General features: G+C 71.4%; 21 protein-coding genes. 12 read left to right on the top strand and 9 right to left on the bottom strand.

Translation table 11 applies throughout. The features are described 5' to 3' along the window. Window positions 1-127: 127 nt before the first annotated feature. Window positions 128-952, top strand: coding sequence for a maleylpyruvate isomerase family mycothiol-dependent enzyme (locus D3105_RS06090; RefSeq protein WP_118900707.1), 825 nt, complete (start codon window positions 128-130; stop codon window positions 950-952). A 46-nt stretch (window positions 953-998) separates the two neighbouring features. Here the strand turns inward: D3105_RS06090 and D3105_RS06085 are convergent, their stop codons facing one another. Together D3105_RS06085 and D3105_RS06080 are read right to left on the bottom strand one after the other, a co-directional pair. Next, entirely contained in the window at window positions 999-2306 is a 1308-nt protein-coding gene (locus D3105_RS06085) for an MFS transporter (RefSeq protein ID WP_118900705.1), read from the bottom strand. Then, window positions 2303-2986, bottom strand: a complete 684-nt coding sequence (locus tag D3105_RS06080) for a GntR family transcriptional regulator (protein WP_118900728.1) — start codon at window positions 2984-2986, stop codon at window positions 2303-2305. Before D3105_RS06080 ends, D3105_RS06085 begins: the two co-directional genes overlap by 4 nt. Window positions 2987-3226: 240 nt before the next feature. On the opposite strand from D3105_RS06080, the gene D3105_RS06070 reads away from it, so the two are divergent. Both D3105_RS06070 and D3105_RS06065 read left to right on the top strand, forming a co-directional pair. Further along, on the top strand, window positions 3227-4126 hold the full coding sequence (locus D3105_RS06070; RefSeq protein WP_118900703.1) for a D-alanyl-D-alanine carboxypeptidase family protein: 900 nt from the start codon (window positions 3227-3229) through the stop codon (window positions 4124-4126). A gap of 323 nt (window positions 4127-4449) precedes the next feature. Continuing rightward, window positions 4450-5325 carry a D-alanyl-D-alanine carboxypeptidase family protein gene (locus D3105_RS06065; RefSeq protein WP_118900726.1) on the top strand — a complete coding sequence of 292 codons (876 nt, stop codon included), beginning with the start codon at window positions 4450-4452 and terminating at the stop codon, window positions 5323-5325. A gap of 67 nt (window positions 5326-5392) precedes the next feature. Here D3105_RS06065 and D3105_RS06060 read toward each other — a convergent pair whose 3' ends face one another. The 3 genes from D3105_RS06060 to pdhA are packed head-to-tail and all read right to left on the bottom strand — an operon-like array spanning window position 5393 to window position 9002. Beyond that, complete coding sequence (locus D3105_RS06060) at window positions 5393-6847, bottom strand: dihydrolipoamide acetyltransferase family protein (protein ID WP_118900701.1); 1455 nt, start codon at window positions 6845-6847, stop codon at window positions 5393-5395. A gap of 11 nt (window positions 6848-6858) precedes the next feature. Continuing rightward, entirely contained in the window at window positions 6859-7839 is a 981-nt protein-coding gene (locus tag D3105_RS06055) for an alpha-ketoacid dehydrogenase subunit beta (RefSeq protein ID WP_118900699.1), read from the bottom strand. Between the two features lie 2 nt (window positions 7840-7841). Further along, window positions 7842-9002 (bottom strand): pyruvate dehydrogenase (acetyl-transferring) E1 component subunit alpha, encoded by a 1161-nt coding sequence (pdhA, locus tag D3105_RS06050; RefSeq protein ID WP_075265370.1) that lies wholly within the window; start codon window positions 9000-9002, stop codon window positions 7842-7844. Between the two features lie 348 nt (window positions 9003-9350). On the opposite strand from pdhA, the gene D3105_RS06045 reads away from it, so the two are divergent. The 3 genes from D3105_RS06045 (at window position 9351) to D3105_RS06035 (ending at window position 11711) form a co-directional block, all read left to right on the top strand. Next, entirely contained in the window at window positions 9351-10010 is a 660-nt protein-coding gene (locus D3105_RS06045) for a response regulator (protein ID WP_030806973.1), read from the top strand. Between the two features lie 88 nt (window positions 10011-10098). After that, on the top strand, window positions 10099-10551 hold the full coding sequence (locus D3105_RS06040; RefSeq protein ID WP_118900697.1) for a pyridoxamine 5'-phosphate oxidase family protein: 453 nt from the start codon (window positions 10099-10101) through the stop codon (window positions 10549-10551). Window positions 10552-10679: 128 nt separating this feature from the next. Then, window positions 10680-11711: a phosphotransferase gene (locus tag D3105_RS06035; protein WP_118900694.1), complete on the top strand. Its 1032-nt coding sequence runs from the start codon at window positions 10680-10682 to the stop codon at window positions 11709-11711. An 81-nt stretch (window positions 11712-11792) separates the two neighbouring features. Here D3105_RS06035 and D3105_RS06030 read toward each other — a convergent pair whose 3' ends face one another. After that, a complete protein-coding gene (locus D3105_RS06030; RefSeq protein ID WP_118900692.1) occupies window positions 11793-13385 on the bottom strand; it encodes a protein kinase domain-containing protein in 1593 nt (530 codons plus the stop codon). A gap of 353 nt (window positions 13386-13738) precedes the next feature. Between D3105_RS06030 and D3105_RS06025 the strand changes: the two genes are divergently transcribed. The 6 genes from D3105_RS06025 to D3105_RS06000 all read left to right on the top strand — a co-directional run bounded on the left by D3105_RS06025 (window position 13739) and on the right by D3105_RS06000 (window position 21378). Continuing rightward, entirely contained in the window at window positions 13739-15373 is a 1635-nt protein-coding gene (locus tag D3105_RS06025) for a protein kinase domain-containing protein (RefSeq protein ID WP_118900689.1), read from the top strand. A gap of 659 nt (window positions 15374-16032) precedes the next feature. Then, window positions 16033-16287, top strand: coding sequence for a hypothetical protein (locus tag D3105_RS35200; RefSeq protein WP_240646819.1), 255 nt, complete (start codon window positions 16033-16035; stop codon window positions 16285-16287). Window positions 16288-16380: 93 nt separating this feature from the next. Then, window positions 16381-17004, top strand: a complete 624-nt coding sequence (locus D3105_RS06015; RefSeq protein ID WP_118900684.1) for a PadR family transcriptional regulator — start codon at window positions 16381-16383, stop codon at window positions 17002-17004. Between the two features lie 74 nt (window positions 17005-17078). Next, the gene (locus D3105_RS06010) at window positions 17079-17861 is read left to right on the top strand and encodes an ABC transporter ATP-binding protein (RefSeq protein WP_118900682.1); all 783 of its coding nucleotides are present in this window, start codon (window positions 17079-17081) and stop codon (window positions 17859-17861) included. Beyond that, a complete protein-coding gene (locus D3105_RS06005; RefSeq protein ID WP_118900680.1) occupies window positions 17858-20719 on the top strand; it encodes an FtsX-like permease family protein in 2862 nt (953 codons plus the stop codon). Before D3105_RS06010 ends, D3105_RS06005 begins: the two co-directional genes overlap by 4 nt. A 110-nt stretch (window positions 20720-20829) precedes the next feature. Beyond that, window positions 20830-21378 (top strand): bacterial proteasome activator family protein, encoded by a 549-nt coding sequence (locus D3105_RS06000; protein WP_006125928.1) that lies wholly within the window; start codon window positions 20830-20832, stop codon window positions 21376-21378. A 51-nt stretch (window positions 21379-21429) separates the two neighbouring features. On the opposite strand, the gene D3105_RS05995 is transcribed toward D3105_RS06000, so the two are convergent. The 3 genes from D3105_RS05995 to D3105_RS05985 form a co-directional block, all read right to left on the bottom strand. After that, window positions 21430-22419, bottom strand: coding sequence for an NAD(P)H-quinone oxidoreductase (locus D3105_RS05995; RefSeq protein WP_118900678.1), 990 nt, complete (start codon window positions 22417-22419; stop codon window positions 21430-21432). A 49-nt stretch (window positions 22420-22468) separates the two neighbouring features. Next, window positions 22469-23611 (bottom strand): potassium channel family protein, encoded by a 1143-nt coding sequence (locus tag D3105_RS05990; protein WP_118900676.1) that lies wholly within the window; start codon window positions 23609-23611, stop codon window positions 22469-22471. After that, window positions 23569-24866, bottom strand: a 1298-nt coding sequence (locus D3105_RS05985; protein ID WP_240646818.1) for a molybdopterin molybdotransferase MoeA, incomplete at its 5' end; no start/stop codon positions are given. The genes D3105_RS05985 and D3105_RS05990, both read right to left, overlap by 43 nt.

Genomic DNA, 24866 nt, shown 5'->3' with positions numbered 1-24866 from the left:
GCTCGCAGCGTAACTTAGCCACCGAACCTCCCACGCAGCTCGCCGACAGTGCCGTCAGAGCCGGCCCACCCGCCAGCACTTCCTGCTCTCTCCAGCCCATGCACCGCAGAACCGCACGAGGGGTCCCGTGACCGTCCATCCCAGCCTCCAGCCCTACACCGACGCCGCGACCCACTCCATCGAGGCGATAGCCGAGCTGGTGAAGCCCCTCGCCGAGAGCGAGTGGAACCGCCGCACGCCCTGCCCGGGGTGGTCGGTGCGCGACATCGTGTCGCACGTCATCGGCATGGAGTGCGAGATGCTCGGCGATCCCCGGCCGATCCACACCCTGCCGCGCGACCTCTACCACGTGCAGAGCGACTTCGCCCGCTACATGGAGATGCAGGTCGACGTCCGGCGGCACCACACCTCCCCGGAGATCACCGCCGAGCTGGAGTACGTCCTCATCCGCCGGGCCCGCCAGATCCGCAATGAGTCGCGCAGCCCCGAGACCAAGGTCCGCGCGCCGCTGGGCGCCGAGCAGACCCTCGAAACGGCGCTGAATCTGCGGGCCTTCGACGTGTGGGTGCACGAACAGGATCTGCGCACCACGCTCGGCCAGCCGGGCAACCTGGACTCCCCCGGCGCCCTGATCACCCGGGACCTGCTGCTCCTCGGGCTGCCGAAGGTCGTCGCCAAGGGCGCGGGCGCCCCGGCCAACTCGGCGGTCGTCTTCGACGTGCACGGCCCGGTGGAGTTCCTGCGGACGGTCCGGGTCGACGCGGAGGGCCGCGGTTCGATCGACGGCGCGCCGTCGCTGGGCCCCGCCGTGACGCTGTCGCTGGACTGGGAGACGTACGTCCGCCTCGCCTGCGGCCGGGTCCGTCACGCGGCCGTCGCCGACCGGATCAAGGTCGAGGGCGACCAGGAGCTGGCCACCGCGATCCTGGACAACTTCGCCGTGACCCCGTGACCCGGTTACCGCTTCACGGGCACGTGCCCGCGCCCCGCAGTGAGGGCTACGCGGGCACGTGCACGGCCTCGACGCGGCTGACCACGTGGTGCTCGCGCTCCCTGAGGGCCGCCCGTCGGCGCAGCCGCAGGATCTGGGCGGCGCCGAACGCCTCCAGGACGAAGACCGAGGCGAACGCGATCCGGTAGTTGTCGCCGGTGGCGTCCAGCAGGACCCCGACGGCCAGCAGGGTGGTCATCGAGGCGACGAACCCGCCCATGTTGACGATGCCGGAGGCGGTGCCCTGGCGCTCGGGCGGATTGGCCGGGCGGGCGAAGTCGAAGCCGACCATCGAGGCCGGCCCGCAGGCGCCCAGCACCAGGCACAGGACGATCAGCAGCCACATCGGCGTGTGATCGGCCGGGTAGAAGATCGCGGACGCCCAGAGCAGGGCCGTCGTCGCCACCGTGCCGAGCGCGATCGGGGTCCGCGCCTCGTGGTGGCGGGCGATGATCTGCCCGTAGACGAGCCCCACCACCATGTTGGACAGCACGACCAGGGTGAGCAGCATGCCCGCCGTGCCGCGGCTCAACTCCTGCGCCTCGACCAGGAACGGCATCCCCCACAGCAGCAGGAACACCATCGCCGGAAACTGCGTGGTGAAGTGCACCCACATCCCGAGCCGGGTCCCCGGCTCCCGCCAGGCGGCGGCGATCTGCCGGCGGACGTACGCGGCCCCGGCGTGCTCGGCGGGCGGCGGCTCGTGACCCTCGGGGTGGTCCTTCAGGAAGAGCAGGAGCAGCACCAGCACCACGACGCCCGCCAGCGAACTGCCCACGAACGTCGTGGTCCAGCCGTAGCTGTGCAGCGCCCGCGCGATGAACAGCGTCGAGACGAGGTTGCCCGCCATCCCGAACAGCGCGGCGACCTGCCCGATCAGCGGTCCGCGCCGGGCCGGGAACCAGCGGCTGCCGAGCCGCAGCACGCTGATGAACGTCATCGCGTCGCCGCAGCCGAGCAGGGCGCGTGCGGCCAGCGCCATCCCGTACGAGGGGGAGAGCGCGAAGCCGAGCTGCCCGACGGTGAACAGCACGACGCCTATGGTGAGGACCTTCTTGGTGCCGAGCCGGTCGACCATCAGCCCCACGGGTATCTGCATGCCCGCGTAGACGAGGAGCTGGAGGATGGAGAAGGTGGAGAGCGCCGAGGCGTTGACGGCGAACCGGTCGGCGGCGTCGAGCCCGGCGACGCCCAGGCTCGTCCGGAAGATGATCGCGACGAAGTAGACGGCGACGCCGATGCCCCAGACCCAGGCGGCACGCCGCCCGCCGGGCGGGTCACCGGGCAGGGAGAGCGTGGGGGCGGCCGAGCTCACCTGTCCTCACCCCGCACCAGCTCCCGCACCCGGCCGACATGGCGGCGCACGACCAGGGCCGCCCCGTCGGCGTCCCCGGCCCGGATCGCCTCCAGCAGCTCACCGTGCTCGGTGACGTTGGCCTCGATCCTGCCCGGGTGGGCCTCCATCACCGCCACGCCCATGCGCAGCTGACGGTCGCGAAGCTGGTCGTAGAGGCGCGAGAGGATCTCGTTGCCCGCGTATTTGACGATCTCGGCGTGGAAACAGCGGTCCGTGACCGCCACTGCCGCCAGATCGCCGGCCTCCGCCAGCTGCCGCTGCTCCTCCAGAAGCTGTTCCAGACGCTCGATCAACTGCGGGGACGCGGGCACGGCCCTGCGCGCCGCGAACTCCTCGACCAGCAGCCGGGTCTCCACCACGTCCTTGATCTCCTGTGCGGAGACGGCGAGGACGAGCGCGCCCTTCTTCGGGTAGAGCTTGATCAGCCCCTCGACCTCCAGCCGCAGCAGCGCCTCGCGCACGGGCGTCCGCGAGACCCCGACCGCGTCCGCCAGATCCCCTTCGGTGAGCAGCGTCCCGCCCTCGTAACGCCGTTCCAGGACGGCTTCCTTGATGTGCGTGTAGACCCGCTCGGCGGCGGGCGGGCGCTTGAGGGAGGAAGGCGTGGAGCGTACGGGGGCGGAGGATGCGGCAGGCATGCGCACAGCATAGATACAACATGCACGCATGGGGGCCGGCGTCCGGATTCTGGACCTCCGGCACGGGCCGGAAGGGCCGCGAGGCATGGCGCGGCAAAGGCTGCCGCGCGCCGACGACCCAGGGGCAAGCTCGCGCAAATTCACCCGTTCGGTAACACATCCATTGCCCCTCCTCAGGCGTCTCATCCACCGAGCGGCACCCTTATGTGGCCGCATATCAGGGGCATTTGGGAGCGTTCAGTGAAAATCGGCATCAAGCGCATCAATCGCGTCACCGTCACGGCCACCGTGACGCTCACCGCCGGTGCGGTGCTCGCGGGCAGCGCCCTCGCCTCCACGGCACACGCCGCCACGCCGCCGACTCCGAAGATCGTCGCCAAGGGCGGCTTCCTGATGAACGACGGCACCGGGAAGACCCTCTTCACCAAGTCCGCGGACACCCGCCGGGCCACCGGCTCGACCACGAAGATCATGACGGCGCTGGTCGTCCTGTCCCAGAAGAACGTGAACCTGAAGTCCAAGGTCACGATCCAGAAGGCGTACAGCGACTACATCGTCTCGAAGAACGCCTCGTCGGCCCGGCTCATCGTCGGCGACAAGGTGACGGTGGGCCAGCTCCTCTACGGCCTGATGCTCCCCTCCGGCTGCGACGCCGCGTACGCCCTGGCCGACAGGTTCGGCTCCGGAAAGACCCGTGCCGCCCGGGTGAAGTCGTTCATCGGCAAGATGAACTCCACGGCGAAGAGCCTCAAGCTGAAGAACACCCGCTTCGACTCGTTCGACGGCATCGGGAGCGGCAACAACTACTCCACTCCCCGTGACCTGACGAAGATCGCCGGCAAGGCGATGAAGATCTCCACGTTCCGTTCGATCGTCAAGACCAGGTCGACGAAGCAGAAGGTGACCACGAAGAGCGGTGGCTACCGCTACATGTCGTGGAGCAACACCAACAAGCTGCTCGGCAGCTACAGCGGCGCGACCGGCGTCAAGACCGGCTCCGGCCCGACCGCCAAGTACTGCCTGGTCTTCGCGGCGACCCGCAAGGGCAAGACGGTCATCGGCACGGTGCTCACGTCGTCCTCCGAGGCGAACCGCACCGCCGACGCGAAGAAGCTGATGGATTACGGGTTCAAGAAGTAGGGCCTTCGACCCCGGCCGGGCGAGAAGCCGGTGAGCCGGCAGACGATGGCCGGCTCCGCCGCCTCGCCGGGCTCGCGCGGTCGCCGCGCGAGCCCACGCATCACGGGTTCACCGGCCGATTCTTTGCCATGTCCGCGTACATCCTTGCGGGCCGCTCACGAGTCTCGTATCGGGGCCTGTCCATCTCCTTGCCCCTCAACGCAGTCGCGAACTCGGAGCGTTCATTGATATCGAGCCACAAGACCCGCCCCCAGGCCGGCCACAAGGGCCGCGGCAAGCGCCTGCGCAACTCTGTCGTCGCAGCCGTCGTATCCGGTGGCGTGATGCTTGGGGTCACGCCCCTCGCGTCGCCTGCCCAGGCCGCTGCCGCCCTGCCGACGCTCAGCGCCAAGGGCGCGTTCCTGCAGGACAGAGCGACCGGGGCCAAGAAGTACGGCAAGGCCGCCGACATCAAGCGACAGATGGCCAGCACCACCAAGGTCATGACGGCCGCCGTGGTCCTCAACACCCCCGGCGTCGACCTGTCCCGCAAGGTGACCATCTCGCAGACCTACCGCGACTACGTCACGGCCCAGGGCGCCAGCACGGCGGATCTGAGGACCGGCGACAAGGCCACGGTCCGTCAGCTGCTCCACGCCCTGATGCTTCCGTCCGGCTGCGACGCGGCGTACGCACTCGCCGACACCTTCGGCGTGGGCTCCACCCGGGCCGCCCGGACCAAGCAGTTCATCGGCCAGATGAACGCCAAGGCCGCGTCGCTCGGGATGACCAACACCAAGTTCGACTCGTTCGACGGCATTTCGGCGGCCGGGGACAACTACTCGACCCCGCGCGATCTCGCGCAGCTCGCCAGCTACGCGATGCGGGGCTCGACCCTGCGCGGCATCATGAGCACCACCAAGTACGTGGCCCCCGTGACAACCAGCACCGGCGGAACGCGGACGTACACCTGGTACAACACCAACCAGCTGCTCGGCTCCTACAGCGGCGCCGTCGGCATCAAGACCGGCACCGGCACAGCGGCAGGTCCCTGCCTCCTCTTCGCCGCCACCCGGGGCGACAAGACGTACGTCGGCGTCATCCTGAACGGCACCGACCGCTACAACGACGCGGCCAAGCTGCTCGATTACTACTACGGTTCCACCACCGCGTCGACCATGAAGCTGCGCACGCTGCCCCAGGGCGCACAGCGCGACTGATGCGGCACCGGACACGACCGAAGGGTGCGGCCACCGGCGGTGGCCGCACCCTTCGTCCGTCTGTTCCTCAGGCCCAGGTGATGAGCCGCTTCGGCTGCTCCAGGATCGCCGCCACATCGGCCAGCACCTTGGAGCCCAGCTCGCCGTCGACCAGGCGGTGGTCGAACGACAGCGCCAGCGTGGTGACCTGACGCGGCTTCACCTTGCCCTTGTGGACCCACGGCTGGAGCTTGATCGCGCCGACCGCCAGGATCGCGGACTCGCCCGGGTTGAGGATCGGCGTACCGGTGTCGACGCCGAAGACGCCGACGTTGGTGATGGTCACCGTGCCGCCCGCCATCGCCGCCGGGGACGTCTTGCCGTCCCGGGCCGTGGTGACCAGCTCGCCCAGCGCCTCCGCGAGCTGCGGCAGCGTCTTGTCGTGCGCGTCCTTGATGTTCGGCACGATGAGACCGCGCGGGGTGGCCGCCGCGATGCCCAGGTTCACGTAGTGCTTCTGCACGATCTCCTGGTTCGCCTCGTCCCAGGCGGCGTTGACCTCGGGGTTCCGCTTGATCGCGACGAGGAGGGCCTTGGCGATGATCAGGAGCGGGTTGACCCGCACCCCCGCCATGTCCTTGTCCTCCTTGAGCTCGGCCACGAGCTTCATCGTGCGCGTCACGTCGACCGTGACGAACTCGGTGACGTGCGGCGCGGTGAACGCGCTGCCCACCATCGCCTGCGCGATGGCCTTGCGGACGCCCTTGACCGGGATACGGGTCTCCCGGGCGGAGTCGGGGACGGCGGCGGGGACAGCGGCCGCCGGGGCCTCGGGGGCCACCGGGGACGCGACCGCCGCCGGGGCCTCGGCAGCGGCCGGAGCCGCCGCCGCGTGGACGTCCTCGCGGGTGATGATGCCGTCCTTGCCGGTCGGCACCACCGTCGCCAGGTCGATGCCCAGGTCCTTGGCCAGCTTGCGGACCGGGGGCTTGGCGAGCGGGCGGCCCCCTGCCGGAGCACCGGCCGGCACGGGTGCCACCGGGGCGGGAGCCGGCGCCCCGTGCCCGTTCAGCTCGGCCTGCACCGCCGCCGCGACGGCGGCGGCCTCGGGCGCGGCGGCCGCGCCCTTGCGCGGGCGGCGCTTGGTGGAGGACTCGGCGACCCCGTAACCCACCAGGACCGGCGTGCGGCCCTTCGGCTCGGCCTCGGCCTCCGGCGCCTCCACCGGCTCCTGGGCCGGAGCGGCGGCGGCCGGGGCGGGCGCTTCGCCGCTGCCCGGGGCCACGTCGATCGCGATGATCACCTGGCCGACATCGACGGTCGTGCCCTCGGGGAAGCGCAGCTCGTGCACCACCCCGTCGAACGGGATAGGCAGCTCGACGGCCGCCTTCGCCGTCTCGACCTCGCACACGACCTGGCCGTCGGTGACGGTGTCGCCGGGCTGGACGAACCACTTGAGGATCTCGGCCTCGGTCAGTCCTTCGCCCACGTCGGGCATCTTGAACTCACGGAAGCGAGCAGACGTTTCGGTCATCGTCGTCACGAACCCTCTCCTCAGAACGCCAGCGAGCGGTCGACGGCGTCGAGCACCCGGTCAAGCCCGGGCAAGTACTCGTCCTCCAGCCGGGCCGGCGGGTAGGGCACGCTGTAGCCGCCGACCCGCAGGACGGGGGCTTCGAGGTGGTAGAAGCAGCGCTCGGTGATCCGGGCGGCGATCTCCGCACCGGAGCCGTAGAAGACGGGCGCCTCGTGGACGACCACGACCCGGCCGGTCTTCTCCGCCGACTTCTGGATGGCGTCGAAGTCGATCGGGGCCATCGAGCGCAGGTCCAGGACCTCGATCGACTTGCCCTCCTCCTGGGCGGCCGCGGCGGCCTCCAGGCAGACCTTGACCATCGGCCCGTACGCGACGAGCGTGAGGTCGCTGCCCTCGCGGGCGGTCACGGCCTTGTGCAGCGGGCCGGGGATGGACTCGGTGTCGACCTCGCCCTTGTCCCAGTAGCGCCGCTTGGGCTCGAAGAAGATGACCGGGTCGTCGCTCTGGACGGCCTGCTGCATCATCCAGTACGCGTCGCTCGCGTTGGACGGCGAGACCACCTTCAGACCCGCGACGTGCGCGAAGAGCGCCTCGGGGGACTCGCTGTGGTGCTCGACGGCGCCGATGCCGCCGCCGTAGGGAATGCGTACGACGACCGGCAGCTTGACCTTGCCGAGCGCACGGGCGTGCATCTTGGCGAGCTGCGTGACGATCTGGTCGTACGCGGGGAAGACGAAGCCGTCGAACTGGATCTCGACGATGGGGCGGTAGCCGCGCAGGGCCAGGCCGATCGCCGTGCCGACGATGCCGGACTCGGCGAGCGGGGTGTCGATCACCCGGTCCTCGCCGAAGTCCTTCTGGAGCCCGTCGGTGATCCGGAAGACACCACCGAGCTTGCCGACGTCCTCACCCATGATGAGGACCTTGGGGTCGGTGTCGAGGGCGAGGCGGAGCGACTCGTTGAGCGCTTTCGCGATGGACATCTTTTCCACGGCCATGGCTACTTGCCCTCCTCGGCAGAGTCGGCGAACGATGCCTGGTAGGCGGCGAACTGGGCGCGCTCCTCGTCCACGAGGGAGTTCCCGTCGGCGTAGGCGTGCTCGAACAGGGCCATCGGCTCCGGGTCGGGCATCGCGCGTACCGCTTCCCGTACCCGCTTGCCGAGGGTCTCGCTCTCCTCGTCCAGGGCGGTGAAGAACGCCTCGTCGGCGTGGCCGGCCTTCTCCAGGTACGTCCGCAGCCGCAGGATCGGGTCCTTGGCCTCCCAGGCGGCCCGCTCCTCGTCGGCCCGGTATTTCGTCGGGTCGTCGGAGGTGGTGTGGGCGCCCATGCGGTAGGTGAACGCCTCGACGAGGGTCGGCCCCTCGCCGCGGCGGGCCCGCTCCAGCGCGGAGCGGGTGACGGCGAGGCAGGCGAGGACGTCGTTGCCGTCGACGCGGACGCCGGGGAAGCCGAAGCCCTGGGCGCGCTGGTAGAGCGGCACACGGGTCTGGCGCTCGGTGGGCTCGGAGATGGCCCACTGGTTGTTCTGGCAGAAGAAGACGACCGGGGCGTTGTAGACCGCGGAGAACGTGAACGACTCGGCCACGTCGCCCTGGCTGGAGGCGCCGTCACCGAAGTACGCGATCACGGCGGAGTCCGCACCGTCCTTGGCGACGCCCATGGCGTAGCCGGTGGCGTGCAGCGTCTGCGAGCCGATGACGATCGTGTACAGGTGGAAGTTGTTGCTGTTCGGGTCCCAGCCGCCGTGGTTCACGCCGCGGAACATGCCGAGCAGGTTGGTCGGGTCGACCCCGCGGCACCAGGCGACGCCGTGCTCCCGGTAGGTCGGGAAGACGTAGTCGTCGTCGCGCAGCGCGCGGCCACTGCCGATCTGGGCGGCCTCCTGGCCGAGCAGCGAGGCCCACAGGCCCAGCTCGCCCTGACGCTGGAGGGCGGTCGCCTCGGCGTCGAAGCGGCGGGTGAGCACCATGTCCCGGTACAGGCCGCGCAGCTCTTCCGCGCTCAGGTCGATGCTGTAGTCCGGGTGCTCGACGCGCTCGCCCTCGGGCGTCAGCAGCTGTACGAGCTGGGGCTCGGCGCTCTGCGGCTTCTTCGCGGCGCTGGTCCGCTTGCTGGCGCGTCGCGGTTTACGCGCGGCGGCAGTGCTCTCCACGGTCACGTGCGTGCTCCTCCGTCGGTCCGGCCCCCGGGGTCTGCCGGGAACCAGTGCGGCTCGCCTGAGTCCGGAGCCGTGCACGGGGTGGGTGCCGGTCGGGCCGGGATCAGGCGTGACAGGTGCCCCGGCGAGCGCCCTGTCATAGGCACGTTACCCAGTGCATCGCATAACTGCGAAACCCTCTCTGACCTGCGATTTTGCTTGGATTTCCAAGTAAATCGAAAAAAACGCGAAGCGCTGCTGGTCAGGGCACTGGAAACAGCCTTGCAGGCCGCCGGAACAACGGCACGTTATCCCGCGGATCAGCGCCAGGGAAGAGCGGAGGGGAGGCGAGTATGTGAGACTGCGATCGTGCGCGAAGATGGAAAAATCACGGTATTTCTGCTCGACGATCACGAGGTCGTCCGGCGTGGCGTCCATGAGCTGCTCGCCTCCGAACCGGACATCGAGGTGGTCGGCGAGGCCGGTACGGCCGCGGACGCCCTGGCGCGGATCCCGGCGACACGGCCCGATGTGGCGGTGCTCGACGTGCGGCTGCCGGACGGCAGCGGGGTGGAGGTGTGCCGGGAAGTTCGTTCCCAGGACGAGAACATCAAATGCCTGATGCTCACCTCGTACGCCGATGACGAGGCGCTTTTCGACGCGATCATGGCAGGCGCATCGGGTTATGTGCTGAAGGCGATCCGCGGCAATGAACTGCTGAATGCCGTACGGGACGTGGCGGCCGGAAAATCCCTGCTGGACCCGGTGGCGACCGCCCGGGTGCTGGAGCGGCTGCGCGACGGCGGCACCGCCAAGGGCGACGACCGGCTCGCGGGCCTCACCGAGCAGGAGCGCAAGATCCTGGACCTGATCGGGGAGGGGCTGACCAACCGCGTCATCGGGGAGCGGCTGCATCTCGCCGAGAAGACCATCAAGAACTACGTCTCCAGCCTGCTGTCCAAGCTGGGCATGGAGCGCCGCTCGCAGGCCGCCGCGTACGTCGCCCGGCTCCAGGCCGAGCGCCGCTGAACCGCCCCGGGCGGCGGGACTTTGGTCCCGCGCCACCCGGGGCAGGCGACTCTTACGCGGCCCCTACGCCCGGGGGACAGTGGAAGCCATGTCCTTCGACTCCCACGGCTCCCCCCGCGAACGCCGCGCGGTCGGCACGATCGAGCGGACCGGGCCGGCCGAGCCCCTCGATCTGCTCGGCCGGGTCCCCTACGGCCGCCTCGCGACCAGCATGCGGGCCCTGCCGTTCCTGGCGGTGGCCCGGCACATCGTGAGCGACGGCCGCATCCTGCTGCGGATGCACCGGGGTTTCGGCCACCACGAGGCGTGCAACGGGAGCGTCGTCGCGTACGGGGCGGACAACTACAACGACGCGGCATCGGGCGACGGCGGCAACCTGTGGTCGGTGCAGTTCACCGGGCCCGCCGAGATCGTGCACCTCTGCCCCGAACAGGAGGAACTGTTCGGGGCGGCCCCTGTCAGCGTCAACGGGGAGCCCTACGCGCCGGCGTACCTCCGGGTCGATCCGCACTTCGTCACGGACCACACGCTGGACTTCTGAGGCAGCGCTCCTTTAGCGCACCGGTGAGCGTGACCGCAAGTCCGCAAAGTGGCCACGCAGAGTGATCTAACATCTGGTAAGTGCCGCGCTCATATGTCACTCGTCCACCTGTTCCCCCGGTCGGCGAGGTGCTGCGCCGTTACCCCGGCGTGGGCGAGCCGCTCGCCTGCGAGCCGATCACCAAAGGCCTGCTGAACCACGGATACCGCGTCTCCACGACAAGCGGTTCCTACTTCCTCAAGCACCATCTCGACAAGAAGCACCTGGACGACACCAGCGGCGAACGCGCCGCGATCGTGCGCCAGCACCGTGCCACCCAGCGCCTGCAGTCGCTCGGCGTGCCCGTCGTGCCGCCGCTGACGGACACCCGGGGCGACACCGTCACCATGATCGGCGAACGCTGCTACGCCCTGCACCCCTGGGTGGAGGGCCTCCACCGGGTCGGCGCCCAGCTGACCCTCGCCCAGTCGCGCCGGCTCGGCACGCTCCTCGGCACCGTGCACACCGGCCTGGAGCAGGTCATGGCCCCGCGCGACGGCCCGCCGCGCGCGAGCCCGCCCGCCCGGCCGGGGCACCGCAGCCCGGACGCCGCCGACACCTTCGCGCTGATCGACGACCTGCTGGCGGCCGCGCGCGGCCAGGACGGCCGGGACACCCCGCGCGACGCCTTCGACGAACTCGCCGTACACCGGCTCGTGGAGCGCCGCGCCCTGCTCGAACAGCACGCCCACCGCCGCCCGCCCACGCCGGAGGGGCCCGCCACCGGCTGGGTGCACGGGGACTTCCACCCGCTGAACCTGCTCTACCGGGGTGCCGACCCGGTCGCGATCGTGGACTGGGACCGGCTGGACGTACAGCCGCGCGCCGAGGAGGCGGTGCGGGCGGCGGCGATCTTCTTCGTCCGGCCGGCCGGGGAACTGGACCTGGCGAAGGTACGCGCCTACGCCCGGGCGTACCGGCGGGCCGCCGGGGCGGGGGGCGGGGAACTGGCGGCCGCGGTGCACCGGGTGTGGTGGGAGCGGCTCAACGACTTCTGGATACTGCGCTGGCGCTACCGCCTGGACGACCGCAGGGCCGACCCGCAGTTTCCCGCGGTGTCGGCCCTGGCGGTGTGGTGGACGCGTGAGTACGAGGCGGTGTGCGCGGCCTTCACGGAGTGAGGAGTGGTGTGGGGCGCGCACGAGCCCGGCGTACGCCACTGGGGCGCGCGCCGGGCTCATGCGGTGGTGCGGTGTGCCCGACTACGGCGTGGTGGCACCGGCCGCCGTCTCGCCGGGCGTCGTCCCCGTACCGCCGTCCTCCCCGCCGGCCCCGCCCTCGACGACTCCGCCCGGCGTGCCGGGGTCGGGTGTCGGGTCCGTGGGCTCGCCCGTGGGCTCCCCGGTGCTGCCCTCGTTGGTGGAGCCGTCCGACGTGCCGCCGTCCGTGTCGGTCGGCGTCGGGGACGGGCTGAACGTCGGCTCGCTCGGGGTCGGGTCCGGGGTGAACGGCGGCGGGTTCGGCTCGGTCTGACCGCCGCCGGTGGTGTCCGGCTCCTCCGGCTCCTCGCTCTCCTCCTCGGTCGGCTCCTCCGAAGGCTCGTCCTCGGACTGGCTGACCGAGGGGGACGGGGTGACCGGGCCCTTCTCCTTGTCGCCGTCGCCCTGCGCCGCGTTGAGGGCGAAGGCGACGCCCGCGCCGATCGCGATCAGGGCCAGCAGAACGAAGAGCCACATCTTGCCGCGCCCGCCGGAGCGCCGCTGCCCGCCGCCGTCGTACCCCCCGTCGTCCGGGTTGTACGGGGGCAGGATCGGGCCCTGCGAGGTGTCCCCGTGCATCGGGTGGCCCGTGCCCATCGCGCGGGTGGAGCCGGTCATCCCGTGCGGCGGGGTCTGACCGCCCTCGTGCAGCACGACCGGGCCGGTGTTCCAGGTGCCCGTGTGGCCGCCCTGCACCTGGAGCATCTGCAGGCTGTACTGAACGAGCCCGCGCATCTCCTCGGCGCTCTGGAACCGGTCGTCCGGGTCCTTCGCCAGCGAGCGCATCACCATCCCGTCCAGCTCCGGCGGCACCACGTCCGAGACCTCGGACGGCGGCACCGGGATGTCCTGGACGTGCTGGTAGACCACCGAGAGCGGGGTCTCGCCGGTGAACGGGGGCCGCAGCGCCAGCAGCTCGTAGAGCAGGCAGCCGGTGGCGTACAGGTCGGACCGGTGGTCGACGGCCTTGCCGAGCGCCTGCTCGGGGGAGAGGTACTGCGGAGTGCCCATGACCATGCCGGTCTGCGTCATCGTCGACTGCGCGCCGTGCAGCGCGCGGGCGATGCCGAAGTCCATCACCTTGACCGCGCCGGAATCCGTGATGATCACGTTGGCGGGCTTGATGTCGCGGTGCACGATGCCGTGCTGGTGCGAGTACGCGAGGGCCTCCAGCACGCCGGAGACGATGATCAGCGCCTGCTCGGGCGGCGGGGCCTCGGCGGTCAGGAGCAGATCGCGGATGGTGCGGCCCTCGACCAGTTCCATCACGATGTACGGGACGGTCTGGCCGCCCACGACGTCCTCGCCGGAGTCGTACACGGCGACGATCGCGTGGTGGTTGAGGCCTGCGACGGACTGTGCTTCGCGGGTGAAGCGGGCCTTGGAGACCGGGTCCTCGGCCAGATCGGAACGGAGGAGCTTCACCGCGACCGTGCGTCCGAGCCGGACGTCCTCCGCCGCGTAGACCTCTGCCATGCCGCCCCGGCCGAGCCGGTGGGTCATCCGGTAACGGCCGTCACCGACGACGCCGCCGACGCCCCAGGAGTCGGTGCCATCCGAAACTCCGCCGCCGTTTGCTTCGGAATCGGGTGCCATCAGTCCTCGCCGTCGTATCTGTCCGCGCGTCCGCGGGTTCTCACGGTGCCTTGCTGCATTGCCACGTCACGCTACAGCCTCCGCCGGACACCCCGGTTCCGCTCCGGCAGGATCATCGGACCCCCCGGCGCGTCCTCCCCATGAATTTGATGCGATTCCTGTAACGCTTCCGAGACGCTTCTTGTGCGTAGGGTCACGGAACGGGCACCCGGCTTGACGTGTCGGACCCCTACGGCAGACTTGGCGCGTAATCGCGTTGTACGGGAACCGCGCCGCACGCAATCACGTCAGACAGAAACACGTCGGACAGAGAAACCGCGTGCGACCGCGCGCCGCCAAGGGGGATGCAAGTCATGAGCCAGGACGGCGCACAGGGCCGCTATGCGGGCGGGGCGGTCGCGGGCGGCCGCTACCAGCTGCGCGACCTGCTCGGCGAGGGCGGGATGGCTTCCGTCTACCTGGCCTACGACTCCGCTCTGGACCGCCAGGTCGCGATCAAGACCCTGCACACCGAGCTCGGCCGTGAGCAGTCCTTCCGCGAGCGCTTCCGGCGCGAGGCGCAGGCCGTCGCCAAGCTCCAGCACACCAACATCGTCTCCGTCTTCGACACCGGCGAGGACGAGCTCGGCGGTGCGCTGATGCCGTACATCGTCATGGAGTACGTCGAGGGGCAGCCGCTCGGCTCGGTGCTGGCCGCCGACATCCGCCAGCACGGCGCGATGCCCGCCGACAAGGCCCTCAAGGTGACGGCGGACGTGCTCGCCGCCCTGGAGACCAGCCACGAGATGGGCCTGGTCCACCGGGACATCAAGCCGGGCAACGTGATGATGACCAAGCGCGGCGTCGTCAAGGTCATGGACTTCGGCATCGCCCGCGCCATGCAGTCCGGCGTCACCTCGATGACCCAGACCGGCATGGTCGTCGGCACCCCCCAGTACCTCTCCCCCGAGCAGGCCCTCGGCCGCGGCGTCGACGCCCGGTCCGACCTGTACTCGGTCGGCATCATGCTCTTCCAGCTGCTCACCGGCCGGATCCCGTTCGACGCGGACTCGCCGCTGGCCATCGCGTACGCGCATGTGCAGGAGGAGCCGGTCGCGCCCTCCAGCATCAACCGGTCGGTCACCCCGGCGATGGACGCCCTCGTGGCCCGCGCGCTCAAGAAGAACCCGAACGAGCGCTTCCCCAGCGCCGCCGCGATGCGCGACGAGATCGCCCGCGTGCTGAACGCCTCCGGCGGCCAGACCGGCGCCCCGATGATCGTGTCCGGCGGCGGGCCCGCCAACAGCGGCTCCGGCGTCGGCTCGGCGGTGTTCCCGCCGGTCGACCAGAGCGCTCCGGCGCCCCAGAGCGTCCAGACGCCGTACCAGCCGCATCCGCACCAGCAGCCGGGCCCGTACAGCCGGCCCACCCCCGCGCCGAGCTACGGCTACCCGCAGTCCGGCCAGGTCCAGGGCTACCCGACCCCGGGCCCGCTGTCCCACCAGACCCCGCCGCCGTACTCGATCAGCCCGCAGCACGCCACGGCCGTCGGCACCACCGACCGCGGCGGCTCCAAGCGGAACATGCCGGTCATCGTCGGCTCGATCGTCGTGGCCCTGCTGGCCGTCGGCGGTCTGATCACCGCGATCGCCCTCCAGGGCGACGGCAAGGACGACGAGGCGGGCAAGGGCGGCGAGACGGGCACCGAGCAGGTGGAGGGCTACCGCCCGCCGGAGCGCAACCGCACGATGAAGGAGACGGAGTGCTCGAACGCCTCCGAGGACTCCAACGACCCGAAGAAGGTCCGCGCGCCCAACTTCATCTACAAGGACATCCAGTCGGCGAAGGCGTGCGCGGCCGCCGCAGGGTGGACGGTCAAGGAGATCGAGGAGCCGGGCAACACCTACGCCGACGGCCAGGTCGTCGGCCAGTTCCCGTCCTCCGGTACGGCGGTCCCCGAGCGCGGCGCCCACTTCGAGCTGAAGGTCTCCACCGGGAAGCCGTCCTGAACCACCGGCAAGCCGCCCTGACCACCGGTAGGCCGTTCTGAAACGTCGGTGTCCGAAGGTGATCGTTACGGTTCGCGGATCTTGCCGGATCTTCGTCATGGACCGGTACGTGGACCGGTAACAGACCCCTGATTTCCGGATACCGCATCCGGGATGCCGGATGGGGAGGCCCGTGTGACGCTGATCTCATGGCTCCAGGACTCCCGGCCGCATGGTCGTCGAGGTGTGCGATCTGTCTGCTGGCAGCGGCCGGAGCGGCGCTGGGGCCGACGGCCGGCTCCGCCCACGGTTCCTCGGCGCCCGACGGTCCGCCGTCCGTCACCGCCACGGCACCGGGGACGTCGAGCCCCTCCGCCACCGCGTCCTCGCCCCCTGTCCCCTCGGGCTCCGCGTCGCCCTCGGCGCTCCCTTCCACGCTGCCCCTGCCGTCCGGCATCCCGGCTTCCGGTACGTCGGGGCCCGGACCGGCCCCGTCCTCCCCGGCGGCGACCGCGAACGGCGCGCAGCCCCCCGGCGGAGCCGGTTCCGGGCCCGGGGCCGACGCACCTGAGCCCTCTTCCTCCCCTTCCGCTTCGCCCGACGTATCGGGGTCGACCGCCCCCCTGGCCGGGCGCGAGGCCGGGGCAGGCAAGGCGCGTCCCGGGCGTTCCCTGTCGCCGATGGAGCTGGCGCGGGCCGATGACCCCGTCGAGGAGGACCCGCCGGAGGAGACCGACGAGGGGATTGCGGACCCTGTCGACCTGCCTGCTTCCACCCCGCCGCCCGACGCGTTCAGCGATCCGGGACAGCGATCCGGGCAGGCGCTGGACGCCGCTGCCGTACGGCGGGTGCAGGAGGTCTCGCTCGGTACGGGCATCGCCCTGGTCGGGCTGGGACTCGGCTTCCTCGCGTTCCGTATGCGCCGCGCCAACTGACCGTCACATGGCGCTCGTACGGAGCGCAGCGCCCCTCCGGTCCGGCTCCGACGAGACTTGCCAGGACGAACATACTCGGTATACATACTCAGTATGTCCATTCGCCACGGCCTGCTGGCCCTGCTGGAGCGGGGCCCTCGTTACGGGTCCCAGCTCCGCACCGAGTTCGAGTCGCGCACCGGCTCCACCTGGCCCCTGAACGTCGGGCAGGTCTACACGACGCTCAGCCGTCTGGAGCGCGACGGCCTGATCGTCCAGGACGGCTCGGACGACGCCGGGCACGACCTCTACGCGATCACCGACGAGGGCCGCACCGAACTGCGCAGCTGGTTCGAGACCCCCGTGGACCGCACCAGTCCGCCCCGTGACGAACTGGCCATCAAGCTCGCCATGGCCGTGGGGGCGCCGGGCGTCGACATCCGGGACGTCATCCAGGCCCAGCGCCACCACACGCTCAAGGCGATGCAGGACTACACCCGGCTCAAGGCCCAGGCCCTGGCCGACGTCCCCGCCAACCGGGACGAGGTGGCCTGGCTCCTCGTCGTGGAGCAGCTCATCTTCCAGGCGGAGGCCGAGGCCCGCTGGCTCGAACACTGCGAGTCCCGGCTCGTCCGCCTCGCCGAGGCCGCCGCCACCGAGCCCTCGGCCGAGCCCGGCCCGGCGGCCACCCGCGGTCCGGCCCGTGCGCTGGCCGACCGGACCCGCTCCCAGCGCTGACACCGGCGCCGCCGCTTTTGCCCGACCCAGACCATTCCTGGTTCGTCACCAGTTGTTCCTAGGGGGAACCCGTCATGCCCGCGTCCGCAACCCCGTCGCCCCCGTCGTCCTCCGGGACGCCCGGCGGCAGCCCCGTACTCGAACTGCGGGCGCTGACCCGTACCCACGGCTCCGGCGTCGCGGAGGTGCACGCCCTGCGCGGGATCCACCTCTCCGTGTACCCGGGCGAACTGGTCGCCGTGATGGGCCCCTCCGGCTCCGGCAAGTCCACCCTGCTGACCATCGCCGGCGGGCTCGACACCGCCACGAGCGGCCAGGTGGTGATCGAGGGCCAGGACCTCGCCGCCCTCGGCCCCAAGGGGATGGCCGCCCTGCGCCGCCGCAGCGTCGGCTACGTCTTCCAGGACTACAACCTCATCCCCGCCCTGACCGCCGCCGAGAACATCGCGCTGCCCCGCGAACTCGACGGCGTCTCCGTGCGCAAGGCCCGCAAGGAGGCCCTCGCCGCGCTGGCCGAGATGAAGCTCGAAGCGATCGCCGACCGCTTCCCCGACGAGATGTCCGGCGGCCAGCAGCAGCGCGTCGCCATCGCCCGCGCCCTCGTCGGCGACCGGCGTCTCGTACTCGCCGACGAGCCGACCGGAGCGCTCGACTCCGAGACCGGCGAGGCGATCCTCGCCCTGCTGCGCGCCCGTTGCGACCAGGGGGCAGCGGGCGTCATGGTGACCCATGAGCCCCGGTACGCGGCCTGGGCCGACCGGGTCGTGTTCCTCCGGGACGGCTCGATCGTCGACCAGACGGTGACCACGGAGGCCGACTCCCTGCTCGCCGCCGGAAGCGCCGAGGCCACCGCGTGAGCCCTCTCCCCGGCTGGCTCGCAGCCTTCCGCATAGCCCGGCGCGACGCGGCACGGGCCAAGGGCCGCAGCGCCCTGGTCGTCGCGATGATCGCCCTGCCGGTCCTCGGCGTGACCGCCGCCGACCTCACCTACCGCAGCGCCCTGCCCACCAAGGCCGAGGAGCTGACGGCGGAACTGGGCTCGGCCGACGCCCGGTTCATGGCCACGAGCGTCGGCCCGGTGAAGCTCCAGCAGATGCCCGACGGCATCAACTGGACCACTCCCGAGGGCGCCCCCGACCCGACCCCCGAGGAGCAGGCGAAGCCGGTCGACGTGCCGGCCGCCTTCCCGGAGGGCTCGCGATCCCTGACCGAGCGGAGCCTGCCCGCGTCGGTGACCACCCGGCACGGCATCGCCGACACCGAGATCAGCGAACTGCGCATCTCCGACCCGATGCTCCGCGGCCGCATCGAGCTGACCGAGGGCGCCTACCCGCTCAAGCCGAACGAGATCGCCGCGACCTCGGACTTCGTCGAGGCGGCCGGGCTGTCCATCGGCGACCGCGTCACCGTGCGCGGCCCCGAGCAGACCTACACCCTCACCGGCACGGTCGAACTCCCCGCCGACCTGCGGGCCGACGCCCTCTACGCGCTCCCCGGCTCGGTCATCGCCCCGTGGCAGAAGGCGGCCGACCGCGACGAGTCGATCCTGCCGCCCCAGCCGAGCGATCCGTACTGGCTCGTGAAGGGGCCGGCCGGGGCAGGCGTGACCTGGCAGGACATCCTCGCTGCCAACGAGGGGGGCGTGGTGGTCAAGTCCCGCCAGGTCGCCCTGAACCCGCCGCCGGACTCCGAGGTCCCGATGTCCTCGATGAGCAGCGGGTACTCCACCGAGACGGAGACCACCGCCGCGGTTCTCACGGTGGCCGCCATGGCCGTCCTGGAGATCGTGCTGCTGGCCGGTCCGGCGTTCGCCGTGGGCGCGCGGCGGTCACGCCGCCAGCTGGGCCTCGTCGGCTCGTGCGGCGCCGACCGGGGCCAGATCCGGGCCGTGGTGCTCGCGGGCGGCGCGGTACTCGGCGGGGTCGGGGCGGCGGCCGGGGTCGGTGCCGGGTTCGGCCTGACCGCCCTGTTCCGCCCGATGATCGAGGACTACACGGGCAACCGCTTCGGCGAACTGACCGTACGGCCCTGGGAGATCCTCGGCATCGCCGCGCTCGGCCTGGTCACCGGTGTCCTCGCGGCGCTCGCCCCGGCGATCGTCGCGGGCCGCCAGTCGGTCCTGGAGTCGCTCACCGGCCGGCGCGGCACCCGTCGCAGCTCCCGCGTGCTGCCCGTGATCGGCGTCATCGCGCTCACCGCGGGTGTCGGCGTCGCTGTCTGGGGCGGGGTGGCCGGAGACACCGCCTTCGTCGCCGGCGGTTCCGTCCTGGCCGAACTGGGGGTGCTCGCCTGCATCCCGGTGATCGTCGGCTTCCTCGGCCGGCTCGGCCGACGCCTCCCGCTGACGCCCCGGATCGCCCTGCGCGACGCGGCCCGCAACCGTGGCCGCACCGCTCCCGCCGTCGCCGCCGTGATGGCGGCCGTCGCGGGGAGCGTCGCCATCGCCACGTACACCAGCAGCAACGCCGCCGAGCAGGCGTACGACTACGTACCCAACATGACCCCGGGCACCGTCGCGCTGGCGGCCTCCGACATCGGCGCGGACGCCGAACTCCCCCGCTCCCGGGCGGCCGTCGAGCAGAACTACCCGGTCAGCGGCAAGCCCGCCGACTTCGGGCGGGTCTGGGCCGGCAGCGACTGCTCGGTCTACTACGAGGAGGAGAACGGCTGTGGCACCCTCGAACTCGTCAAGCCCACCGGCAAGGGCCACAGCTGCCCGCTCAAGGGCAAGGGCGCCAAGGAACTCGCCCTGCGGCTCTCCGCCGACGAGCACAAGCGGATGATGAACTCCCCGGCCTGCATGGACGAGAACTACACGATGGTCTCGTTCGGCACCGGTGAACACAAGATCGTCATCGGGGGCGCGGACGTCCTCGACACGTACGTGAAGCTCGACGACCCGGCGGCGGCGAAGGCCCTCTCCGAAGGCACCCCCGTCCTGCTGAACTCGGCGTACGCGAAGAACGGCGAGGTCACCCTCAAGGCCACCCACCTCTACAACGACCGGGACAAGAAGAACCGGGTCCAGCACCCCGGCAAGGCCCGCACCACCACGGACCGGCTGAAGGTGTACGTCGCGCCGGACCGCTTCGCGGCGACCCCCGGCATCCGGATGGTCATGCCGGAGAAAGCCGCCGAACGGCTCGGGCTGCACGTCGAGGACTACGGCAGCTTCTACGCGCTCGGCCGCGACGCCACGGACGCCGAGACCCAGGCGGCCTACGCGGCGATCGACCAGGCCGGAAACCGTGCGTACCTGATGAGCTCGGACGAAGAGTTTCGGAGGCACGACGACACCGACACGATCCTGCTGGTCCTCGCCCTGTTCGCCGGTGTGGTGACCCTGGGCGCGGCGGCCATCACGACCGGGCTGTCCAAGGCCGACGCGGAGGCCGACCTCACCACGCTCAGCGCGGTGGGCGCGCCCCCGGGCGTACGGCGCTCGCTGTCCGGCTTCCAGTGCCTGGTCGTCGCCCTGACCGGGGTCCTGCTGGGGACGGTGGCGGGGCTCGTCCCCGCGATCGCCCTGCGGTTGACCGACCTGCGCGCGGCACTGTCGGAGATGCGCGAGGACCCGATGCAGTCGGCGTACACGCCGATCGTGATGCCGTGGGAGACGGTCGGGCTGCTGGCCCTGGTCGTTCCGGTGCTCGCCGGTCTGCTGGCCGCCGCTCTCACCAGCTCCCGGCTGATCCTGGCCCGGCGCGCGGGCTGAACGGCGCGTCCGGGGCTCTCGTAGGGGTTCCGGTGCCCCCGAAGACGGTGGATCTTCCGTTTTCGGGGGCACCAACGTGGTGTACGGCACGTGTGCGAGACAATGGCGGCATGGAAATGCCGAGGAATGACCGGTCGCAGGAGCACCCGCAGGTCCTTGTTGTGGGCCAGGACGGAATGGCTATCGGCGGCGGTGCCAGTGACGACGAGTCGCGCGAGGTCCCGGTGACGGAAATGGTGGAGCAGCCCGCGAAGGTCATGCGCATCGGCAGCATGATCAAGCAGCTTCTGGAGGAGGTCAGGGCGGCTCCTCTCGACGAGGCGAGCCGGGTCAGGCTGAAGGAGATCCACGCCAGCTCCGTGAAGGAGCTGGAGGACGGTCTGGCGCCCGAGCTGGTCGAGGAGCTGGAGCGGCTCTCGCTGCCGTTCACCGAGGAGTCGGTGCCCTCCGAGGCCGAGCTGCGGATCGCGCAGGCCCAGCTCGTGGGCTGGCTGGAGGGCCTCTTCCACGGCATCCAGACGGCGCTGTTCGCCCAGCAGATGGCCGCCCGCGCCCAGCTGGAGCAGATGCGCCGCGCGCTGCCGCCCGGTATGGCCCACGAGGACGAGGAGGGCGGCGCGGACCCGCACGGCCCGATCCGCTCGGGCCCGTATCTGTAAATCCGCATCCGTTCCCGATCCGGGCCGAGCCCGGATCGGGAACGGTCCTGATCAGCCGGCCGACGGCGCCACCAGCAGCACCTTGCCCATGTGCGCACTGGACTCCAGCACCCGGTGCGCCTCGGCGGCGTCCGCCATCGGCAGCGCCCGGTCCACCACGGGCTTGACCACCCCGCCGCCGATCAACGGCCACACGTGCTCGCGTACGGCGGCGACGATGGCGGCCTTCTCCTGGAGCGGGCGGCCCCGCAGGGAGGTCGCGGTGACGGCGGCCCTCTTGGTCAGCAGGGCGCCGATGTTCAGCTCACCCTTGGCACCGCCCTGGAGACCGATGATCGCGAGGCGGCCGTTGACCGCGAGCGCCTGGACGTTCCGGTCCAGATACTTGGCACCGATGAGGTCCAGGATGACGTCGGCCCCCGCTCCGGCGGTGTTCTCCCGGATCTCCTCGACGAAGTCCTGCTCGCGGTAGTTGATGAGGATGTCCGCCCCCAGCTCGGCGCACCGGGCGAGCTTCTCGGGGCTGCCCGCCGTGACCGCGACCCGGGCGCCGACCGCCTTCGCCAGCTGGATCGCCATCGTGCCGATGCCGCTGGAGCCGCCGTGCACCAGGAAGGTCTCGCCGGGGCGCAGGTGGGACACCATGAAGACGTTGGACCACACGGTCGCGGTGACCTCGGGCAGCGCCGCGGCCTCCACCAGGTCGACGCCCTCCGGTACGGGGAGGAGCTGGCCGGCCGGAACGGCGACCTTCTCCGCGTAACCGCCGCCCGCCAGCAGCGCGCACACGGCGTCGCCGACCGCCCAGCCGGTCACCCCGGGGCCGAGCGCGGCGATACGGCCCGCGCACTCCAGTCCGGGGTAGGGGGACGCGCCGGGCGGCGGGTCGTAGAAGCCCTGCCGCTGGAGCACGTCGGCACGGTTCACAGCGCTGGCGACGACCTCGACGAGGACCTCGCCGTCACCGGGTACGGGATCGGGCACCTCGGCCCAGACGAGCGCCTCGGGGCCACCGGGTTCGGGAATCGTGATCGCATGCATGGCCGCGAGGCTACTCCCGCCGTGCTCGCCCGGGCGGACGCCTCGTCGGTCAGGGTCGCTGGTGCGGAGGCATCGGGTGCTTCGGCACCGCGGCCGAACTGGGGCTCGCCCTCACGATGGTGATGACCCGGTCCGTCAACTGCAGGGGGCTGGCCGCCGGATCGTCGTAACCGAGCAGCCGGTGTCCGCGCAGCACACTGACGACCAGGTCCTCGGTCTCCCGTACGTTCTTGCCCACCTCGGCCTTTATGACCGGCCGTTCGACGAGATCGAGGCCGCTGCCCTGCTGGATCAGGTCCTCCATCACGGTGCCCGCGCTCGGGCTGAGGACGGAGAGGCCGAGCAGCCGTCCCGCGGCGCTGGCGCTGGTGATCACCGCGTCCGCGCCGGACTGCCGGAGCAGGGGCGCGTTCTCCTCCTCGCGGACCGCCGCCACGATCTTCGCTCCGCGGTTCAGCTGGCGCGCGGTCAGCGCGACCAGGACGGCGGTGTCGTCGCGCTGGGTCGCGATGATGATCTGACGCGCCTTCTGGAGCTCGGCGCGCAGCAGCACATCGCTGCGGGTGGCGTCACCGAGCACACCGGTGAAGCCCTCGGCGTTGGCGGCCTCGATCACTTTGGTGGCCGGGTCGACGATGACGATCTGGTCCTTCGACAGACCGGTGGCGCAGAGGGTCAGAATCGCCGAACGGCCCTTCGTGCCGAAGCCGACGACGACGGTGTGGTCTCGCAAGTTGGCTCTCCAACGCTTCAGCCGGAAGTCCTCCCGGGTCCGCTCCGTGAGGACCTCGAGAGTGGTACCGACCAGGATGATCAGGAACATCACGCGCAGCGGTGTCACGAGCACCACGTTGATCAGTCGCGCCCCGTCGCTGTACGGCGTGATGTCGCCGTACCCGGTGGTGGAGAGGGTGACCGTCGCGTAGTAAATCGCGTCGAGCAGGTCGACCTCACCGTCGGCGTTGTCGTTGTAGCCGCTGCGATCGAGCCAGACGATCAGCACGGTCGCGGCCAGCACGAGCAGCGCCATCAGCAGGCGCTTGGCGACCTGGCGGGCCGGCCCGAGGGCCACCCGGCGGGGGAGCATCACCCGCGTCGGTACGACCACTTCGTCGGCTCGCCTGGCCATCGCATCGTGGCCGGGAAGTTTCACGTGAAACACCCTTCCGTCCACGGCGTCGCCGGGGCCCATGGGAGATCCAGAATCTCCACCTCGGTGCCGGACCGTACCCCGCCCGGCGGCACCACAGCCAGTCCGTCCGCCGCGGCGATCCCCCGCAGCATCGCGGGCCCGTTGTAGCGCAGCGGCGCGACATGGTCCCGGCCGCCCGCCCGGCCCGGGCGGTGGACCACGGGGACGAGGCGGGTGTCGTGCGGATGGCCGGGCACCTCGGCATGGACGAGGGCCCGGTACGGGTCCTGGGCGGCGCGGCCCGCGATGCCCGCGAGCAGCGGCTCCGCGAGCGTCAGCAGACCCGATACGGCCGCGAGCGGATTGCCGGGCAACCCGACGAGATACGGCCCGTCCGGGGGCCCTTCCGCCTGCCCGGAGGCCCGCAGCCGGGCCAGCAGCATGGGGTGGCCGGGGCGCACCGCGACCCCGTCCACCAGCAGTTCGGACCCGAGGGCTTCGAGGACCGGGTGCACATGGTCGACCGGGCCGGCGGCGGTGCCCCCGGTGGTGACGATCAGGTCGGCGTCGGAGGAGCTGAGGGCGTCGCGCAGCGCCCCGGCGTCGTCCCCGAGCCGGCGAGGGCCGGAGACCTCGGCGCCGAGGGCCCGCAACCAGGGGCCGAGCATGGGGCCGAGGGCGTCCCGGATCAGCCCGTCGTGCGGCAGACCGGCATTGAGGAGTTCGTCGCCGAGGACGAGGATGTCGACGCGCGGGCGGGGCACGACGGGCAGCGCGTCGTACCCGGCGGCCGCGGCGAGGCCCAGCACCGCTGGGGTCACGACCGTCCCGGCCGGAACGAGCTGCTCGCCCGAGCGGCATTCCTGGCCCCGAGGCCTGATGTCCTGCCCGGTGACCACGGACCGCCTGGCGTGCAGCAGGCTCCTGGCCTCGTCGACGTGGGCGTGCTCGCTGCGGATGACGGCCGTGGTGTCGGGCGGTACGCGGGCGCCGGTGGCGATCCGTACGGCGGTGCCGTCGGGCAGCGCGGCGGCCGGGCCGCGTCCGGCGAGGAGCCCCGCCCCGGCCTCGAACGCCCAGGGGCCGGGCCCGGCGACGGCCCAGCCGTCCATGGCCGAGGTGTCGAAGGACGGCAGATCGGTGAGCGCGCCGAGCGCCTCGGCCAGCACGTGGCCCAGCGCACGGTCGAGCGGCACCCGGATCGTCGCGGGCGGCCCGCCCCGCCCAGCCCGGGCCGCAACCGCCCGCGCCCGGCCCCAGGACGGGGGTGGGGGCGAGGTATTTGCGGGGTCGCCCGGGGAGGGCCGATCGGGGA

It is taken from the genome of Streptomyces globisporus, from assembly GCF_003501885.1.
Taxonomy (GTDB): Bacteria; Actinomycetota; Actinomycetes; order Streptomycetales; family Streptomycetaceae; genus Streptomyces; species Streptomyces globisporus_D.
The sequence above is the reverse complement of the archived record's forward strand: the minus strand, read 5'-3'. Positions and strand labels throughout refer to the sequence as shown.